Below are 16,209 nucleotides of genomic sequence, written 5' to 3' on the forward strand. Positions count from 1 at the left end.
TTTAAAGAGTTTCAATCATCAAATCAAAAATCAATTCATTAACTATAATCAATTATCATCGATCATTATGAAAAAACCAATCAAACTACTTGCAATATGCCTTTTGGCAATATTGTTCAGCTTTACTCTGTTTGCACAGGACAAAACCAAGCAAATTGAAGACCTTTTAAACAAATACAATCAATACGGTCAATTTAATGGATCTGCATTGGTTGCCGAAAACGGAAAAGTGATTCTAAAAAAGGGTTTCGGTTCTGCCAATATGGAGTGGAATGTCCCAAATCAATCTGATACTAAATTTAGATTAGGATCCATCAGTAAACAATTTACTGCTTTCCTGATTGTAAAATTAGCCGAAGAGGGAAAAATAAAATTAGACGTTCCTATTACCACTTATTTACCGGATTATCCAAAAGCGACTGGTGACAAAATAACCATTCATCATTTACTTACACATACCTCTGGAATTCCAAATTATACTTCGCTTCCTAATTTCTTTAAAGACAAAAGCCGAAACCCTTATACTCCCGAAGAATTTGTAAAAACATTCTCAAGTTTACCTCTGGAATTTACGCCTGGCGAGAAATTTAATTACAGCAATTCAGGATATTTTTTATTGGGATATATTATCGAGAAAATTTCCGGAAAATCATACGAGCAATATTTACAGGAAACAATTCTTACTCCGTTAAAAATGGTTAATTCCGGTTATGATCACAGTGATGTAATATTAAAAAACAGAGCTTCAGGTTATGAGAAAAGAGGTAAAAAAATCATCAATTCCCCTTATCTCGACATGAGTATTCCGTATGCTGCGGGTTCTCTATATTCAACCGTAGAAGATTTATATTTATGGGATCAGGCGCTTTATACTAATAAATTGCTTTCGTCAAAATCAATGGAATCTTTATTTAATTCTTATATCAAAGCCGGAAAAAGTTCTTATGGTTATGGATGGTTTATTGAAGAAGCGGACAACGGTTCTGCAGGCAAAGTAAAAGTTACACAACACGGTGGTGGAATTAATGGTTTTAATACTATTATTTATCGTATTCCTGCTGATAAAAATTTAATTGTTTTATTGAATAATACCGGAGGAACTGTTTTAAATGAAATAACGGAATCTATTCGTGCTATTTTGTACAATCAGCCTTTTACAGCGCCAAAAATATCTTTGGCACTCGAATTACTTGATGCGTTTTCAGAGCAAGGAATTACAAGCGGTTTAAATACTTATAACAAACTAAAAAATGATCCTATATATGTTATTAAAGAAAATGACATGAATCAGGCGGGTTATCAGTTACTACAAACCGGAAAAACAAAAGAAGCTATTGAAGTCTTCAAAATAAATGCAGCAACATATCCTAAATCAGGAAATGCTTATGATAGCTTAGGCGAAGCTTATTTGACTGATGGAAATAAAAAATTAGCCATTGCCAATTATAAAAAATCAATAGAACTTGATCCTAAAAATGATGCCGGCAAAAAAGCATTAGAGGAACTTTTAAAAAAATAACAGCTAAAAAAGCAAGCTATTCAATAGCGGTAATCTTTATCTTACCAACTCTGATCGTTCTGGTTTAAAACCAAAATGATCAGAGTTTTTTATTTGAAAAATGTTTTTTCCAATTTCATATTTAGTATAAAAAAACTATTTTAGCCCTGCCCAAAATAAGAATATTAAAATCCCAAATCAACCTGATTTACAACCTTTCAGGCTGTAAACATTATTTATTTAACCTATGAAAAATTTAAAGAAGCAAACTCTTTTAGCGTTACTACTATGTCTGTTTATACCGGGCTTTTGTATTTCTCAAACAGCAACTCAAACAGTTCCAATGCCTACTCAACAAAACAAAATTATAATTGACAAAATTGTTGAAGCAGCACATTACAAAAATTACGTTATTGATTTTTGCTTAGAAACAATAAACGAAGCCGCCCTTAAAGAAAAATGGAACGACCAAAAAACTGTGGAAATATCTGAAAGCATTAATTATAAAAATTTCAGAGATGCCGTTTATAATATGTTTGCATTTTATAATGAAATAGAACTAGAAACGTTACTTAAAACATACAAACAAGATACTGCTTATAGAGCTGCAAATGTTATGATTACTAATGATGCTCTGGGTTATAATCTGGAAATATTTGCCAATGATGTTGTTCGGGGAAAATATAAATAAAAGGTTCTGAGGTTCTGAGCTGCTAAGTTTTTTTTAAGGCGCAAAGAGGCAAAGGTTTCTTTAATGCCGAAATCTTTGTCAAAGTTTAAGACCAAGGGTGTAAGGAACTTTGTCGAAAGCAAAAACGCAAAGTTGACATACGCCTTTTTTGTCATTTCGACCTAAGGGAGAAATCACATAAAGTGGCTCGGCAACAATGCGTTCTCCCCGCGTGTGATTTCTCCCTTAGCTCGAAATGACAATTATTATGGTTATTTTGTGTGAAATGTTTTTGTGATTATTTGCTATACCTTTAAAATTAAAGTTCCTTACAGTCTTAGTTTAAAAACTTTGACAAAGATCAACACAAGTGAAACTCTTTTGATTTTTGCGGTAAACCAAACCTGAAACTTTAAACCTTAAACAAAAAGAAACTATTCCTTCTTCGGTTTCAAAACTAGTTTCGTTGATGTTTTTATAATCTCTTCTTTATTCAATTTCATTTTTCTGAATTTACCTGCATTGTACATTTCCGCCTGATCGTCGTAATGTTTACTGAAAGGGTTTCCGGATTGTCCGGTTGGCAAAATACTCCAGCTGTTTTCGATATCAGAGAAATCTACAATTCGTCTGGTTGACGGTCCGCCTTTTACATAATACTTGCCTTCTTTTGTAAGTCCGAAGAATTGATTGTTTATCACTTCATTTGATCCCGGCGCTGCGAATGGGCCAACATCAAAAAGTTTGCGCAATGCAGCAATTTTCCCTAACGGATGTTCATGTTCTACTGTATGAACTTTTCCCCAGTTCCAATCAGCAACTTTTTCGCCTAATTGTTCCTGAAGCGCTTTTACGGATTCGTGAAATGATTTTGAAACAATTTCGCTTCTGGTTTCTTTTACATTTTTGGTTTTAATATTATCCCACCAAACCGAATTTTCATTTTCAATTTGTCTGGCAATAATTTGTTTTCCTAAAGATAATCCCAGAAATAAATTAAAATTATCCTCACCCATTTCATCTTCAAAAGTGTTTTTGAGATATAAATAAACCCATTTATTATAAATCGTAGGCGCAACATCTTCGAGATTATTAGTTCCTTTCCAGGATTTCAAAACCGTAATTACTTCTTTTTCTTTTGCTGAAAGCGAAGCAGTATTTACATTCGAAATTAAACTCTGAACCACGCCCGGAGCAATTGGCGATGTATTATCAAAAATCATTTTGCTGATTGCTTCTTTGTCCCAATCAGATTTTGCATCCATTAAACCTGAAATTCTTTTGGCGCGATCTTCCGGCAAATAATATCCCGGATACAAATAACCGTCAATCGCTTCCGGCTGATTATTGGCTGAATATACATAACCCCATTTTGGGTTTTCGGCTGATGGGTTTTTAGAAAAATCCAGATATTCTTTAATATCATCTTTTCCACTGGCACCATCCAGAATAAAAAATGAATTCACGTCTTTATCATGTTTATAAAGCGTTCCTGTCGCCCACCAAGCCACATTGCCTTTTGCATCGCCATACATTACATTCAATCCCGGCGCAGCAACCAATTGAACTGCTTTCCTAAAATCGTCTTTGCTTTTTGCATGCGAAAGTCCGTAAACCGCATCTAAAATCTGAATGGGTTGTTGCGTATAAATCCACGACATTGCAATTGGATTTTTTCGATCTAAACGATCCAATAAATCATTCATAATTGGTCCGTGTCGGCTTGATTTAATCGTCAGAACCACATCCGAAGTATCTTTTACCTTTATTGTTTTCTTTCTGGTTTCATAAGTAGCAAAACCTGTTGGCGTTTGATATTGGCTTGCATCTCCAACTTTATTTTTTTCCTGATAAAAATCGATATCATCATTTTCGAACATCGTTAATCCATAAGCATAATCACGATTGTGCGCCAATAACGGATACGGAGTTCCTGCCAGATAACAGCCATATAATTCAAAATCAGGGGTAATTAAATGTGCTTCGTACCAAGTCGCAGGTTGCGAAAAACCAATATGCGGATCATTGGCAAAAATCACTTTTCCGTTTTTGGTTTTCTTGGGTCCGGCAACCCAACTATTACTTCCCACAAAAGGCGGAATTGGTGAATTATCCAACAAAGCAGCTACAGATTTTGCAATCGTAGTATATTCTTCAATATTCTCTTTTGAACTTTTAATTTGTGTGGTATTAAATTCGCCTTCAATTCCTAAATCTTTCAAATATTCCGCGCCATATCTATTGCGGATATCGGTTAATAAAGGATCTGTTTTTTGAGCCATCGCGAAACTAAAAGACATATATCCAAAAATATTATAAACGTCTTTTATGGTAAATTTTTCTTTCTTAACTCCAACAAGCGTAAACTCAATTGGCGTAGTTCCTTCTTCCAGATATTGATTAATTCCGTCTAAATACGCCATTGTCATTTTATAACTCTGACTATTTTTGTCTAATTTGGCAATGGCTTTCGCCGAAGCTTCTTCAATACCAATTCCGGAGAAAAATTTATCATTTTTAAGCGCAACAGAACCAAAGATTTCCGATAATCTTCCCGGAGCAATTCTGCGAAGCAATTCCATTTGCCATAATCTTTCCTGCGCATGCACATAACCCAAGGCTGTCATTGCATCTTTTTCAGAATTGGCGTAGATATGAGGAACTCCAAAATCATCAAAATAAACTGTAGTTTCCTTTTCAAGATTTTTCAATTGCACTTCTCCTTCATATTTGGGTTTCAAATGAAAAATATAAGCGCACAAACCAATTCCAAGAACAACAATCAAGACTAATAAAACCAGCAGAATTTTTTTAATTTTTCTCATATTCAAAAAAGTATAATGATAAATGATTGGGTAATGATGTAACTTAAAGATATAATCGTGTAAAGAATATCGTTTTTAAAAATCTAAATTTATGTATTTAAAACCAATATGATAAATGTCAATCTATAAAAAAATAGCAATCGGTGTAATTTCAGTCTTTCTTTTTGTGATTTTAGTCAATATTGGCCTCAATTATTGGATAAAAAAACAATTACCCATTATTATAAACGAGAAGAACAACACGGCTTATAACATTCATTACGAAAAAATCGAAGTTTCGCTTCTATCACGAAATATAAATGCGACAACATTATTAGTAAGTCCTAAAAACGAGCCTAAAGACAGTAAAAACGGGTTGTTTTCTAAAATTGAATCCATCACAATAAAACATTTTAATATTTGGGATTTGGCTTTTCACGATCTTATTCAGGCCGAAAGTATTATTATCAATAAACCTCGTGTGATTTTATATAAAAAAGGTGAAAAGCTTTTGAATAACAGCAAAAGCATAAAAAACGAAATCATTGAACCATTCCGAAAAATTGTTGCCGTCTCCAATATTTATTTGAATGACGGAACAGTCGATGTGGTTTCTCTAGATAATAACAAACCTATTCTTAGTGTAAAAAAAATTATTCTGAAACTGGAAGGCATTTTACTTACGGATGCTACTCTGAAAGAAAAAATCCCGATGCGTTTCGAAAAATATGTTTTGGTATGTGATAGTTTATACTACAAACCAAGCGCATTTTATCATATGAATATTGGACAAATAAGTACGGAGAACAATTTTCTGAAGGTTAAGAATTTCTCCTATTTACCTGAATTCAGCCGTAAAGAATTTGTGAAGCGATTAGATAAAGAAAAAGACATTTATACTATTAAATTAGATTCAGCCCACATCGAAAAAATGGATTGGGGTTTTAAAGATGATCGCTTTTTCTTTAAAGCAAATTCACTTATTGTGAATCACGCTGATGCGAACATTTACCGCAACAAAATGCCGAAAGATGATTTAAGCAAAAAATATTTGTACAATCATTTACTAAGAAAAATTAAATTTCCGCTTGAAATAGATACGATACAAATCCTAAAATCAAAACTGGTTTATGAAGAAGAAATTGATTTCTCGAAAGGTCCGGGTGTTTTAAATTTTGATCGTTTTAATATGCATATCACCAACATAAAAAGTGGTTTTGGCTTAAAAAAAATGGCTGATGTAAAAATAAAAGTGAATTGCCTTTTCATGAAAACATCTCCTCTTGATGTTGATTGGAGTTTTAATGTTCTGGATCTAAAAGATAGTTTTCATATTCAGGGAACCATTGCTAATTTTAATGTGGCTGCAATGGAACGTTTTACGAAACCGTATATCAATACTACGTTTACAGGAAAATTCAATAAATATCATTTTAATTTTTATGGAAATGATAATACCGCAAAAGGAAATGCTACTTTGGATTATGAAGATCTAAAAGTAAAATTATACAAAAAGAAACATCCTGAAAAAGAAGCAAAATTAAAATCTGCCGTGGTTAATTTATTGCTAAAAAATGATTCTGATGATAAAACCAAAAAGGCCGATGTTGAATTGGAACGAATTCAGGAAAAATCATTCTACAACTTTTTATGGAGAAGTATAGCGGAGTCTTTCAAGAAGATTTTGATTTAGTCTTTTTGGTTTCGATTTTTTTTAGCCACAAATTTCACGAATTAGCACAAATTATTTTTTACTCAATCCGAATAAAATTCGTGTAGATTCGTGAAATTCGTGGTAACCCTTTTTCCTTTCATATCATTTTTAACTATTTTAAAACCTGACAATTATCATCTTTTTTGAGGATATTTTTCCCAACATTTGCTTTTATTTTAATTTAAAAACAAATGACAAAGCCACCTTTACATACTTTCCATATTCCTGTAATGGGTCTCGCGTATACGATCGACAGCCCAATTCGAGTAGCGCAATATGGAATCTCATCTGTCGTTTCTATAGCCGATGATGATTTGATTGAAAAAATGCGTAATTTTTATAGCACTAAATTCAATCTTCCTTACGAAGAAATAAGTCAGAAATTTCACGATTACAGAGCACAAAGAATTACATCTTATCTTAACTTGGTCGATAAAATTGTAAAAGAAAAATTCGACAGTTTTAAAGCTGAATTAATAGAAAGCAAAACTGCCGTTGAAAATTATATTGCGATGTTACCAAATACTTCGGATATTAAAAAAGGATTTCAGAGTTTATTAGACGATGGAATTTCTTTTAAAGAAAACATTCAAAATTACATCGAATCACATCTTTCTCCTGGTTTAATTGATGTAAATATCATGACAAAACTGGACAAAGACAATTTCGAAAAAAACGAACAACTACCAATTGAATTCAATGATGCTCATGCTGCCTTAAGAGGTTTTGCAAATAGTAATCTTGAATCATCTGTTGTACTTTCTGCAGGAATGAATCCAAGATTATTCAGTTATTTCGAGAATTTTTCGGATTTTTTTCCAAATCTAAACAATGAGCTTAAAAAGAAAATTATTCTAAAAGTTAGTGACTTTAGATCAGCCATGATTCAGGGAAATTTTTTAGCTAAAAAAGGATTATGGGTTTCTGAATATCGTATTGAATCGGGATTAAATTGCGGCGGACACGCTTTTGCTACGGATGGTCTTTTATTAGGACCTATTCTGGAAGAATTTAAACAAAAAAAGGATCAGCTTATTCAATCTGCACATGAGCTGATGACAAAAGTATTACAGCAAAAACAAATCTACGCACCAGAAAATCCTTTACCTCTAAAAATTACAGTTCAGGGCGGCGTAGGAACTGCTGAAGAACATGAATTTTTATTAGACGAGTACAAAGTTGATTCTGTAGGTTGGGGCTCTCCATTTTTACTGGTTCCGGAAGCGACTTCTGTAGATAAAGCCACCCGTGAATTATTAATGGATGCCAAAGAAGAAGATTTGTATTTAAGTCATATTTCGCCATTAGGAGTTCCGTTTAATACTTTGAGGGGAACTACAAATGAAATTTTAAGACAAAAACGCATAGATCAAAATAAAGCAGGAAGTTCCTGCCCAAAGAAATTTTTAGCTCTTAGTAAGGAATACGATCCACACGGAATTTGTACTGCTTCGAAAAAATTCCAGGATCATAAACTCGAAGAATTAGAAAATATAAAGGAAACGATGTCGTCTAAGGCTTTCGAAAAAGCAAAATTCTCTATTACCGAGAAATCTTGTTTATGTGTTGGTCTTGCCAATGCATCATATTTAGAGAATGATATTAAAATAAAAGGCCAGGCACAAGGCGTAATAATCTGTCCTGGGCCAAATATGGCTTATTTTGACCAAGAAGTTTCGTTGTCTGACATGGTGAGTCATATTTACGGAAATAAGTCCGTAATAAGAACTAATGACAGACCTAATTTATTTGTAAAAGAATTAAAGATGTATGTCGATTATTTCAGGAATGAAATCGAAAATATTTCAGGAGAAATTACTAATTCCCAACTTAAAAAATGGAACACTTTTAAAGCCAATATTCTTGAAGGAATTGAATATTATCAAAACTTATTATCTCCCGCTTTATATTTTAAAAATGATTTAAATAAGATTAAAAACGATTTTGATTTTTATAGATTGGAATTATCAAAAATTAAAATTCCAACTCTTGAATTAGCTTAAAACACAAAACCCCGATTTAAATTAAATCGGGGTTTTTATTTATATAAGAAATTGATCTATTCTTTTTTCTTTTTGCCATCAATAACAGCACCCGTTCCAGTTCCTAAAGCAGCCCCTGCCAAACCACCAATAATAGCTCCTTCTCCTTTTTTCTTACTTATAATTGCTCCGGTTGCAGCACCAACTCCAGCACCAATTACGGCACCTTTGGCAGTAGCACTCCATCCTTTCTTTTTAGTAGTAGTTGTAGTTGTAGTTCCTGTCGCGGCCGCTTGTTGATGCACAACAACAACTTTTTGAGACTCAACTCTTTTTTCTTCCTGAATCTTAGCCATTTCTGTCTTCATTGAATCAATAACTTTTTGTCTATTAATTTCAACTTTCATCGAATCAATGCTAGCTTGTTTTGCTTTATTAATATCCTCTTTTCCTTGATTTTGACAAGAAATGACAGATAAAGCAACTAATAAAATACATAAGCTTTTCATGATTGTAGTTTTAAAAATTTATACTCTACAAATTAAAGAAGATATATATTGATGCCGTTACATGATTTAGACTAATGGTTACAGAATTTGAAGATTCTTTCTAAAATTAGACGCGGATGAAACGGATTGCTAAAGCAAGACGCGGATTTAAAACGGATTTCTTTTTATTACCTGAACATTTGTTTCACGCAGATTATTTACAGATTTAAGCAGATAATTTTTAAGGCTGTTATCTAAAAAATAATCTCGCAAAAATGCTTTTTTTTTCTCATTTAGTGTCATTTCGACGAAGGAGAAATCACACTCGCTGATCGACAAAGATTGACGATTCTAGATACGGAGTTTCGTGTGTGATTTCTCGTTCCTCGAAATGACAAACAGAACCTACTGTCTTTAATTAGAAACCTGGCTACTTCCCATCTTTGCGAGATTAATTAACTCTTACTTTCCTAAAATTCCTTTTTTCAGTATTTGTCCAAAGTCGTACATGTCTTCATAAGAACAATATAACGGAACTGGCGCCAGACGAATAACATTGGGTTCACGCCAATCTGTAATTACTCCGTTTTTCATTAAATAATCAAATAAACTTCTTCCTTCTCCGTGTAAAAAGACAGATAATTGAGACGCTCTTTCTGTTGGATTTGAAGGTGTGATGATTTCGAAATTTCCTTTTACTTCTTTATCAATTTCATGTAAAATGAATTCAAGATAAGATGTAATGTGATCTCTTTTTTTGATTAAAGCATCCATTCCAACCTCAGCAAACATTTCTACAGATGCCAGATAAGGCGCTAAAGAAAGCACCGGCAAATTACTAATCTGCCAGCCATCAGCTCCATGAACCGGATCAAAATTTGGTTCCATCTTAAAACGGCGTTCTTTATTATGTCCCCACCAACCTGCAAATCTTGGTAAATCAGGATTATTGTGATGTTTTTCGTGTACGAAACAACCGGAAGCATTCCCTGGCCCTGAATTCATGTATTTATAACTACACCAAGCGGCGAAATCTACATTCCAGTTATGAAGCTCCAATTTGATGTTTCCGGCGGCGTGTGCCAAATCCCATCCTACTTTTGCTCCGGCTTTTTGTCCGGCTTCTGTAATGGTTTTAATATCGAAAACTTGTCCGGTATAATAATTAACTCCGCCAATCAATACTAAAGCCAGTTCATCGCCAACTTCTTCAATTTTTGCCAGAACATCTTCCAGACGAATATTGTGTTCGCCCTCGCGACGTTTAATTTCTACAATTGCATCTTCTGTTTTGTATCCATGAAAATGTACCTGACTCTGAAACATATATTGATCTGAAGGAAATGCTTTTTCCTCGCAAATAATTTTATAACGTTTGCCTTTTGGCTGATAAAAAGAAACCATCAATAAATGAAGATTCACGGTCAAAGTATTCATAACCGTAACTTCTGATGGTAAAGCGCCCACAATTTTACTTAAAGGTTCTGCAAATCTTTCCTGATAGTCCCACCAGGGTTTTTGAGCATAAAAATGTCCTTCAACAGCAAGATCTGCCCAATCGTTCATAACCTCATCAATATAAGCTTTGGTACGTTTGGGCTGTAATCCTAAAGAGTTTCCTGTAAAATAAATTACGCGTTTGTCATTTACTTTAGGAAATATAAATTGATCCTGATACTGATTTAATGTGTCTTGCGAATCAAGCTCTCGTGCGAATTCGCGTGTATTTTGAAAAGTCATTTTTTTTGTTTTGAATCGTAAAAATAGGAAATGTTTCTTTTGTTTCAAGTCTCAGGTTTCAAGTTTAACGTTCAAGATAACTTGAAACATGAAACCTGAAACATTTTAAAAACAAAAAACCTGTCATCACTGACAGGTTTTCTTATTTTATTTCGCTTAACGAATTAGATGATTAACATCGCATCTCCGTAAGAATAGAATTTATATTCTTCTTTGATTGCTTCTTCGTATGCTCTTTTCATTAAATCATGTCCACAGAATGCAGAAATCATCATTAATAATGTTGATTTTGGTGTGTGGAAATTTGTAATCATACAGTTTGCAATACTAAAATCGTGAGGAGGGAAAATAAATTTATTTGTCCATCCTTCAAAAGGATTTAAAGTATTTTGAGATGAAACTGAACTTTCAATAGCACGCATCGAAGTTGTTCCAACAGCACAGATACGTTTTTTAGCAATTTTAGCTGCATTTACAATATCACAAGCTTCTTGTTTGATGATCAATTCCTCAGAATCCATTTTGTGTTTAGACAAATCTTCAACCTCAACCGGGTTAAAAGTTCCCAAACCAACGTGAAGTGTTACTTCAGCAAAATTGATTCCTTTGATTTCTAATTTTTTCAAAAGGTGTTTTGAGAAGTGTAAACCTGCAGTTGGTGCAGCTACAGCTCCTTCTTCTTTTGCATAAATAGTTTGGTATCTTTCAGCATCTTCAGCCGTTACTTCTCTACTGATGTATTTAGGAATTGGAGTTTCTCCAAGTTCTGTTAATTTGTTTCTGAATTCTTCATAAGAACCGTCATATAAAAAACGTAAAGTTCTACCACGAGAAGTCGTGTTGTCGATTACCTCAGCAACTAATGAATCGTCATCACCAAAATAAAGTTTGTTTCCGATACGGATTTTACGAGCCGGATCAACTAAGACGTCCCAAAGACGTTGCTCTGAATTTAATTCTCTTAATAAGAAAACTTCAATTCTTGCTCCTGTTTTTTCTTTGTTTCCGTACAAACGTGCAGGAAAAACTTTAGTATTGTTAAGAATCAAAACGTCTCCGTCATCAAAATAATTGATAACATCTTTAAACATTTTGTGCTCTATAGTTTGTTTTTGACGATCGATTACCATTAAACGAGATTCGTCTCTGTTTTCTGCTGGGAATTCCGCTAAAAGTTCTTTCGGTAAATTAAATTGAAAATGTGATAATTTCATTTGAGAAAGTTATGAGTTATAGATTTAGATCAGGATTATTTGGATACCTGATTTTTAATCGTCTGCAAATATACGACTGTGAGATAGGCGTTGTCAAGTGTTTTGATGTTTATTTTCAAAAGTCGTTGATTTAGTGGTGTTTCGACAACATAAAAAAATGGTTTTTCACCATATAAGTGATATAAGTTCATTTAATTTGAATTCTGCCAAAAATTGTAAATGTTTTTATTTGGCTAAAGCCGAAAATCAAAACGTAAAAAAGCCCCTGGTTAAAACTAGGGGCTATGTGTTTTTCCGCCACGAATTCACGAATTAATTAAAAAATAATTCGTGAATTCGTGGCGATTATTTTTATTTACAATTCTGAAATTTGAAAATCTAAAGCTTTCAGATCATTCCAGAAATCGGGATATGATTTTGAAACTACTTCAGCATTTTCGATAATGATTGGCACTTTTAATGCTAAAGGTGCAAATGCCATTGCCATACGGTGATCGTTGTAAGTAGCAATTTTTACATTATGATTGATATTGTCTGAAGCTGTCAAAGTCAAACTGTCATTTGTAACCGAGATATTAGCTCCAAGTTTAGTTAATTCAATTCTAAGCGCTTCAAGTCTGTCCGTTTCTTTAATTTTTAAAGTATGAAGACCTGTTAAATGACAACCAATTCCTAAACCTAAACAAGTTACTACAATTGTTTGTGCAATGTCCGGCGTATTATTTAGTTCAAAATTTATTGGTTCAAATTTAAAATTCTCTTGTTTTACCAACGTCATTTTATTATCCTGAAAAGTAGTCTGAACTCCTAATTTTTCATAAAGCGATACCAATTCTGAATCTCCTTGTAAACTATTTTCTTTGTAACTGCTCAATGTTATTGAAGCTGTATCGGCCAAAGCTACCAAACTAAAAAAGTATGATGCTGAACTCCAGTCAGATTCTACTACCATTTCTTTTGATACCACTTCAGCTTTTGGATATACTTTGATTACATTTCCATCAAAACTAGTCTGAATATCTAAATCTTTTAGCAAGGCCAATGTCATTTTGATATACGGAATCGAAGTAATTTCTCCTTCTAAAGTAAGCTCTAAACCATTTTCTAATTTTGAAGCTACAAGTAAAAGTGCCGAAATATACTGGCTGCTTACATTTGCTGCCAAAGTAACTTTTGAAGACGTTACTTTTTTTCCTTTAATTCTGATTGGCGGATAACCTTCTTCTTTTTCATAAGAGATTTCAACTCCCAATTGTCCCAAAGCTTCCACTAAAATTTTAATCGGACGTTCCTGCATTCTGCTTGAACCTGTCATAACTACTTCACGACCTTCATTTACAGCAAAATAAGCAGTTAAAAAACGCATTGCTGTTCCTGCATGATGAATATCGACAATTTCGTCATTACCAATCAGGGCTTTTTGCATTACTTCGCTGTCATCAGAGTTTGAAGTATTAGAAAGTGTAATATTTGGAAACAATGCTTTTAGCAACAATAAACGATTTGTTTCGCTTTTTGATCCTGTTACTGCAATCTGGCCTTGTAAATTATGTTGAGTTGTTTGAAGTAGTAAATTCATTTTTTAAATTATAAATTGTAAATTATGAATTATGAATGATTAGAAACGTAATTCGCCACGCAATTTACCACTCCCCACTCATAATTCAAAATTCAAAACTCATAATTCAAAACTTATGAGTGATATTTCACAATTATTTTAATTTATCGTTGTTTTTATGACGGTCCTTATCTCTAATTGATTTCAAATCCATTTTTTTATCAAAGGCGGCTTGTAAATCAATTCCGGTTTGGTTGGCAAGACATAAAACTACAAAAACTACATCAGCCAGTTCCTCGCCTAAATCTTTGTTCTTATCACTTTCTTTTTCTGACTGTTCGCCATATCTGCGAGCAATAATTCTGGCAACCTCACCTACTTCTTCTGTAAGTTGTGCCATATTAGTAAGCTCATTAAAATAGCGAACCCCGTGTTCTTTTATCCAGGTATCTACATCAAGTTGTGCATTTTTCAAGTCCATAGTTATATTTTTTTTACAAAATTAGCCCTAATCTTTAATACTGCTATATTCTTTTTAAAACAATTTTTTCAGTTTCTTTTGCAATCATTCCTTTATAATACTCTTTAAGCATTTCGTATTGTTCTGTAGATACAATAGCTTCATTAATTTGATGTTGGATATTAATCTGCAACATGTTTTCGGTTGCGGCAATAATAAACTTAAAACTTCCTAAATTATCCTCCATATTAATAATTGATGGAGCAGGCAATACCTCAGCAGTAAAACCCTCAGGAATTTGAAGTGTTATACTATATTTATCCATAAAAGGAAATCCAAAATCAACTGGATATTCTCTGACATCCTGCTTGAAAGGATTTTGTTCATTTGTAAAAAATAACATAGGACTTACATATATTTTCCCTCCTATTACTTCGCATAAATTATTTCCGGTAAATGAATATGTTTCCATAGTAGGCAACAATAATTCTTTTTCGTTTGTTCTTGAATATTCGCTTATTTCGATTTTGTTATTTCTATTCTCCAGCTTTTCTAAATATTCTTCTTCTTTAAGCCCATTAATATTCTCTCTTGTAATCATGGCATTATAATCTGTACATTGCCTTCTGGTTTTTCCTGTCACCTTACCTTCTGCATCAATACTATAACTCATGAAAACAATATCATTTGAAGTTTTTTGAGGCATCAAATCTACTTCTTCAGAACTTCCGTCTTTTCTAATCAATCGACCAGACCAATTTAAAGTTCTCAAAGGCAAAACATTTGGAGTCGAAAATTTATCAGATGCATCTAACAAAATCTTACCATTTGGAGTTTCAACTGCAGCAATAACATAATTAAAAGCAGTTCTATTTGGAAAAATTGAAATTCCGTTGGCACGGGTACTTACCAAAACCGGATTTGCAGTTAAACCTGCATAACGCAGCATAGCAGTTAACATCAAATTGATATCCGCAATATTTCCTGTCTTCTCTTTGTATGCTTTTTTAACACCATTATCACAGTTGTATCCAAAATAATCATTCCACTTTACATTCGTTTTTACATGATCCAGTACGACCAGTATTTTTTCATCAATTGTATTTTTTCCTTCTAATTTCTTTCTTAAATCCTCTTCAAAATATCCGGACTTGTTCAATTCAGGACCAAAATCCTGGTATTCGTAAATTGTTTTCACAACTGCATTCCAATCAACCGAATACATTTTCATCTCTGCCTGCGGGAATTTCGTCATCGACAATTCATGTTGAATACTTGAAGAATAATTATCAATATTATTAACATAGGCTTCGTCTTTCATTGCCGGAAAATCTACAGCTACATACGTTGTCTGTGTTTCGGTATAATTTAATTTATCCGAAGTAAATGATGTTAGGGGATTATTTATCCCACCTCGTTCTTTACTTGTAAAAACTATTGTTCTGGTATTTTTTACCCTGGTGATCTTAGGGAAAACATATCCTTTCTGCCTCGCATTAAAGACATAATATTCCGGTATATAAGTCACAAACTCTGAGTAATTTACCGGAATACTGGTCTGAAAACCCCACTCTTTTATTACTCGGGCACTTGGACTTCTTATTATATAACTAAATTCAATAACAGAGCCTTCTTTGACATTAGGCATTGTGATCTTTTTTTGCCCTCTGAACTTATCGACTGCCTCATCAAAAACTCCATCGCTTTTTAACTTTATCTTCTCAATCTTACCATCTACTAAATTATAAGTAACCGCATCACTAAAAGCTACTTTTTCTTTAAAATCAGACTCATTATGATACCAAACACTTTGGTTCGCCCATTTATAACCTTCTTTTTTATAGATCTTAATCCTTGTCTCTACTTCTGTAACACTTACAAAGCCAGAATTCACATCAAATTCTATTCTGGTTTTTCCTTTTTTATACAAAATGGCGGCAGCTGCCGATGAATCTTTAGGATGCTTTTTCTGCTCTAATTCAGCAATTGAGACTTTTCCCAGTTTAAATTCCTGTCCTATTACTTTTGGAGTAAATAGTAACACAATTAACAGACTAAAAAATTTAATAATTTTCATTTTG

General features: G+C 33.1%; 11 protein-coding genes. 4 read left to right on the forward strand and 7 right to left on the reverse strand.

The window, feature by feature from the left end; translation table 11 throughout:
• Nucleotides 1-67: 67 nt before the first annotated feature.
• The gene (locus tag ACQKCJ_RS18325; RefSeq protein ID WP_427402622.1) at nt 68-1,519 is read left to right on the forward strand and encodes a serine hydrolase; all 1,452 of its coding nucleotides are present in this window, start codon (nt 68-70) and stop codon (nt 1,517-1,519) included.
• Nucleotides 1,520-1,745: 226 nt separating this feature from the next.
• Nucleotides 1,746-2,189, forward strand: a complete 444-nt coding sequence (locus ACQKCJ_RS18330) for a hypothetical protein (protein WP_427402623.1) — start codon at nt 1,746-1,748, stop codon at nt 2,187-2,189.
• 413 nt (nt 2,190-2,602) lie between these two features.
• On the opposite strand, the gene ACQKCJ_RS18335 is transcribed toward ACQKCJ_RS18330, so the two are convergent.
• On the reverse strand, nt 2,603-4,993 hold the full coding sequence (locus ACQKCJ_RS18335; protein WP_427402624.1) for a penicillin acylase family protein: 2,391 nt from the start codon (nt 4,991-4,993) through the stop codon (nt 2,603-2,605).
• 115 nt (nt 4,994-5,108) lie between these two features.
• Between ACQKCJ_RS18335 and ACQKCJ_RS18340 the strand changes: the two genes are divergently transcribed.
• Nucleotides 5,109-6,665 (forward strand): hypothetical protein, encoded by a 1,557-nt coding sequence (locus tag ACQKCJ_RS18340; protein WP_427402625.1) that lies wholly within the window; start codon nt 5,109-5,111, stop codon nt 6,663-6,665.
• Nucleotides 6,666-6,877: 212 nt separating this feature from the next.
• A complete protein-coding gene (locus tag ACQKCJ_RS18345; protein WP_427402626.1) occupies nt 6,878-8,689 on the forward strand; it encodes a hypothetical protein in 1,812 nt (603 codons plus the stop codon).
• A 56-nt stretch (nt 8,690-8,745) separates the two neighbouring features.
• On the opposite strand, the gene ACQKCJ_RS18350 is transcribed toward ACQKCJ_RS18345, so the two are convergent.
• The 6 genes from ACQKCJ_RS18350 to ACQKCJ_RS18375 all read right to left on the reverse strand — a co-directional run bounded on the left by ACQKCJ_RS18350 (nt 8,746) and on the right by ACQKCJ_RS18375 (nt 16,205).
• A complete protein-coding gene (locus ACQKCJ_RS18350) occupies nt 8,746-9,177 on the reverse strand; it encodes a YMGG-like glycine zipper-containing protein (RefSeq protein WP_427402627.1) in 432 nt (143 codons plus the stop codon).
• A 441-nt stretch (nt 9,178-9,618) separates the two neighbouring features.
• A complete protein-coding gene (gene kynU, locus ACQKCJ_RS18355) occupies nt 9,619-10,896 on the reverse strand; it encodes a kynureninase (protein ID WP_427402628.1) in 1,278 nt (425 codons plus the stop codon).
• Nucleotides 10,897-11,060: 164 nt separating this feature from the next.
• Nucleotides 11,061-12,110 carry a tRNA preQ1(34) S-adenosylmethionine ribosyltransferase-isomerase QueA gene (gene queA, locus ACQKCJ_RS18360; RefSeq protein ID WP_213300092.1) on the reverse strand — a complete coding sequence of 350 codons (1,050 nt, stop codon included), beginning with the start codon at nt 12,108-12,110 and terminating at the stop codon, nt 11,061-11,063.
• Between the two features lie 355 nt (nt 12,111-12,465).
• Nucleotides 12,466-13,689, reverse strand: a complete 1,224-nt coding sequence (locus ACQKCJ_RS18365) for a 3-phosphoshikimate 1-carboxyvinyltransferase (protein ID WP_427402629.1) — start codon at nt 13,687-13,689, stop codon at nt 12,466-12,468.
• A gap of 133 nt (nt 13,690-13,822) precedes the next feature.
• Nucleotides 13,823-14,149 (reverse strand): nucleotide pyrophosphohydrolase, encoded by a 327-nt coding sequence (locus ACQKCJ_RS18370; protein ID WP_041518431.1) that lies wholly within the window; start codon nt 14,147-14,149, stop codon nt 13,823-13,825.
• 43 nt (nt 14,150-14,192) lie between these two features.
• On the reverse strand, nt 14,193-16,205 hold the full coding sequence (locus ACQKCJ_RS18375) for a DUF3857 domain-containing protein (protein ID WP_271337290.1): 2,013 nt from the start codon (nt 16,203-16,205) through the stop codon (nt 14,193-14,195).
• Nucleotides 16,206-16,209 lie beyond the last annotated feature (4 nt).

The sequence above is a fragment of the Flavobacterium sp. NPDC079362 genome (assembly GCF_050267765.1).
Taxonomy (GTDB): Bacteria; Bacteroidota; Bacteroidia; order Flavobacteriales; family Flavobacteriaceae; genus Flavobacterium; species Flavobacterium azizsancarii.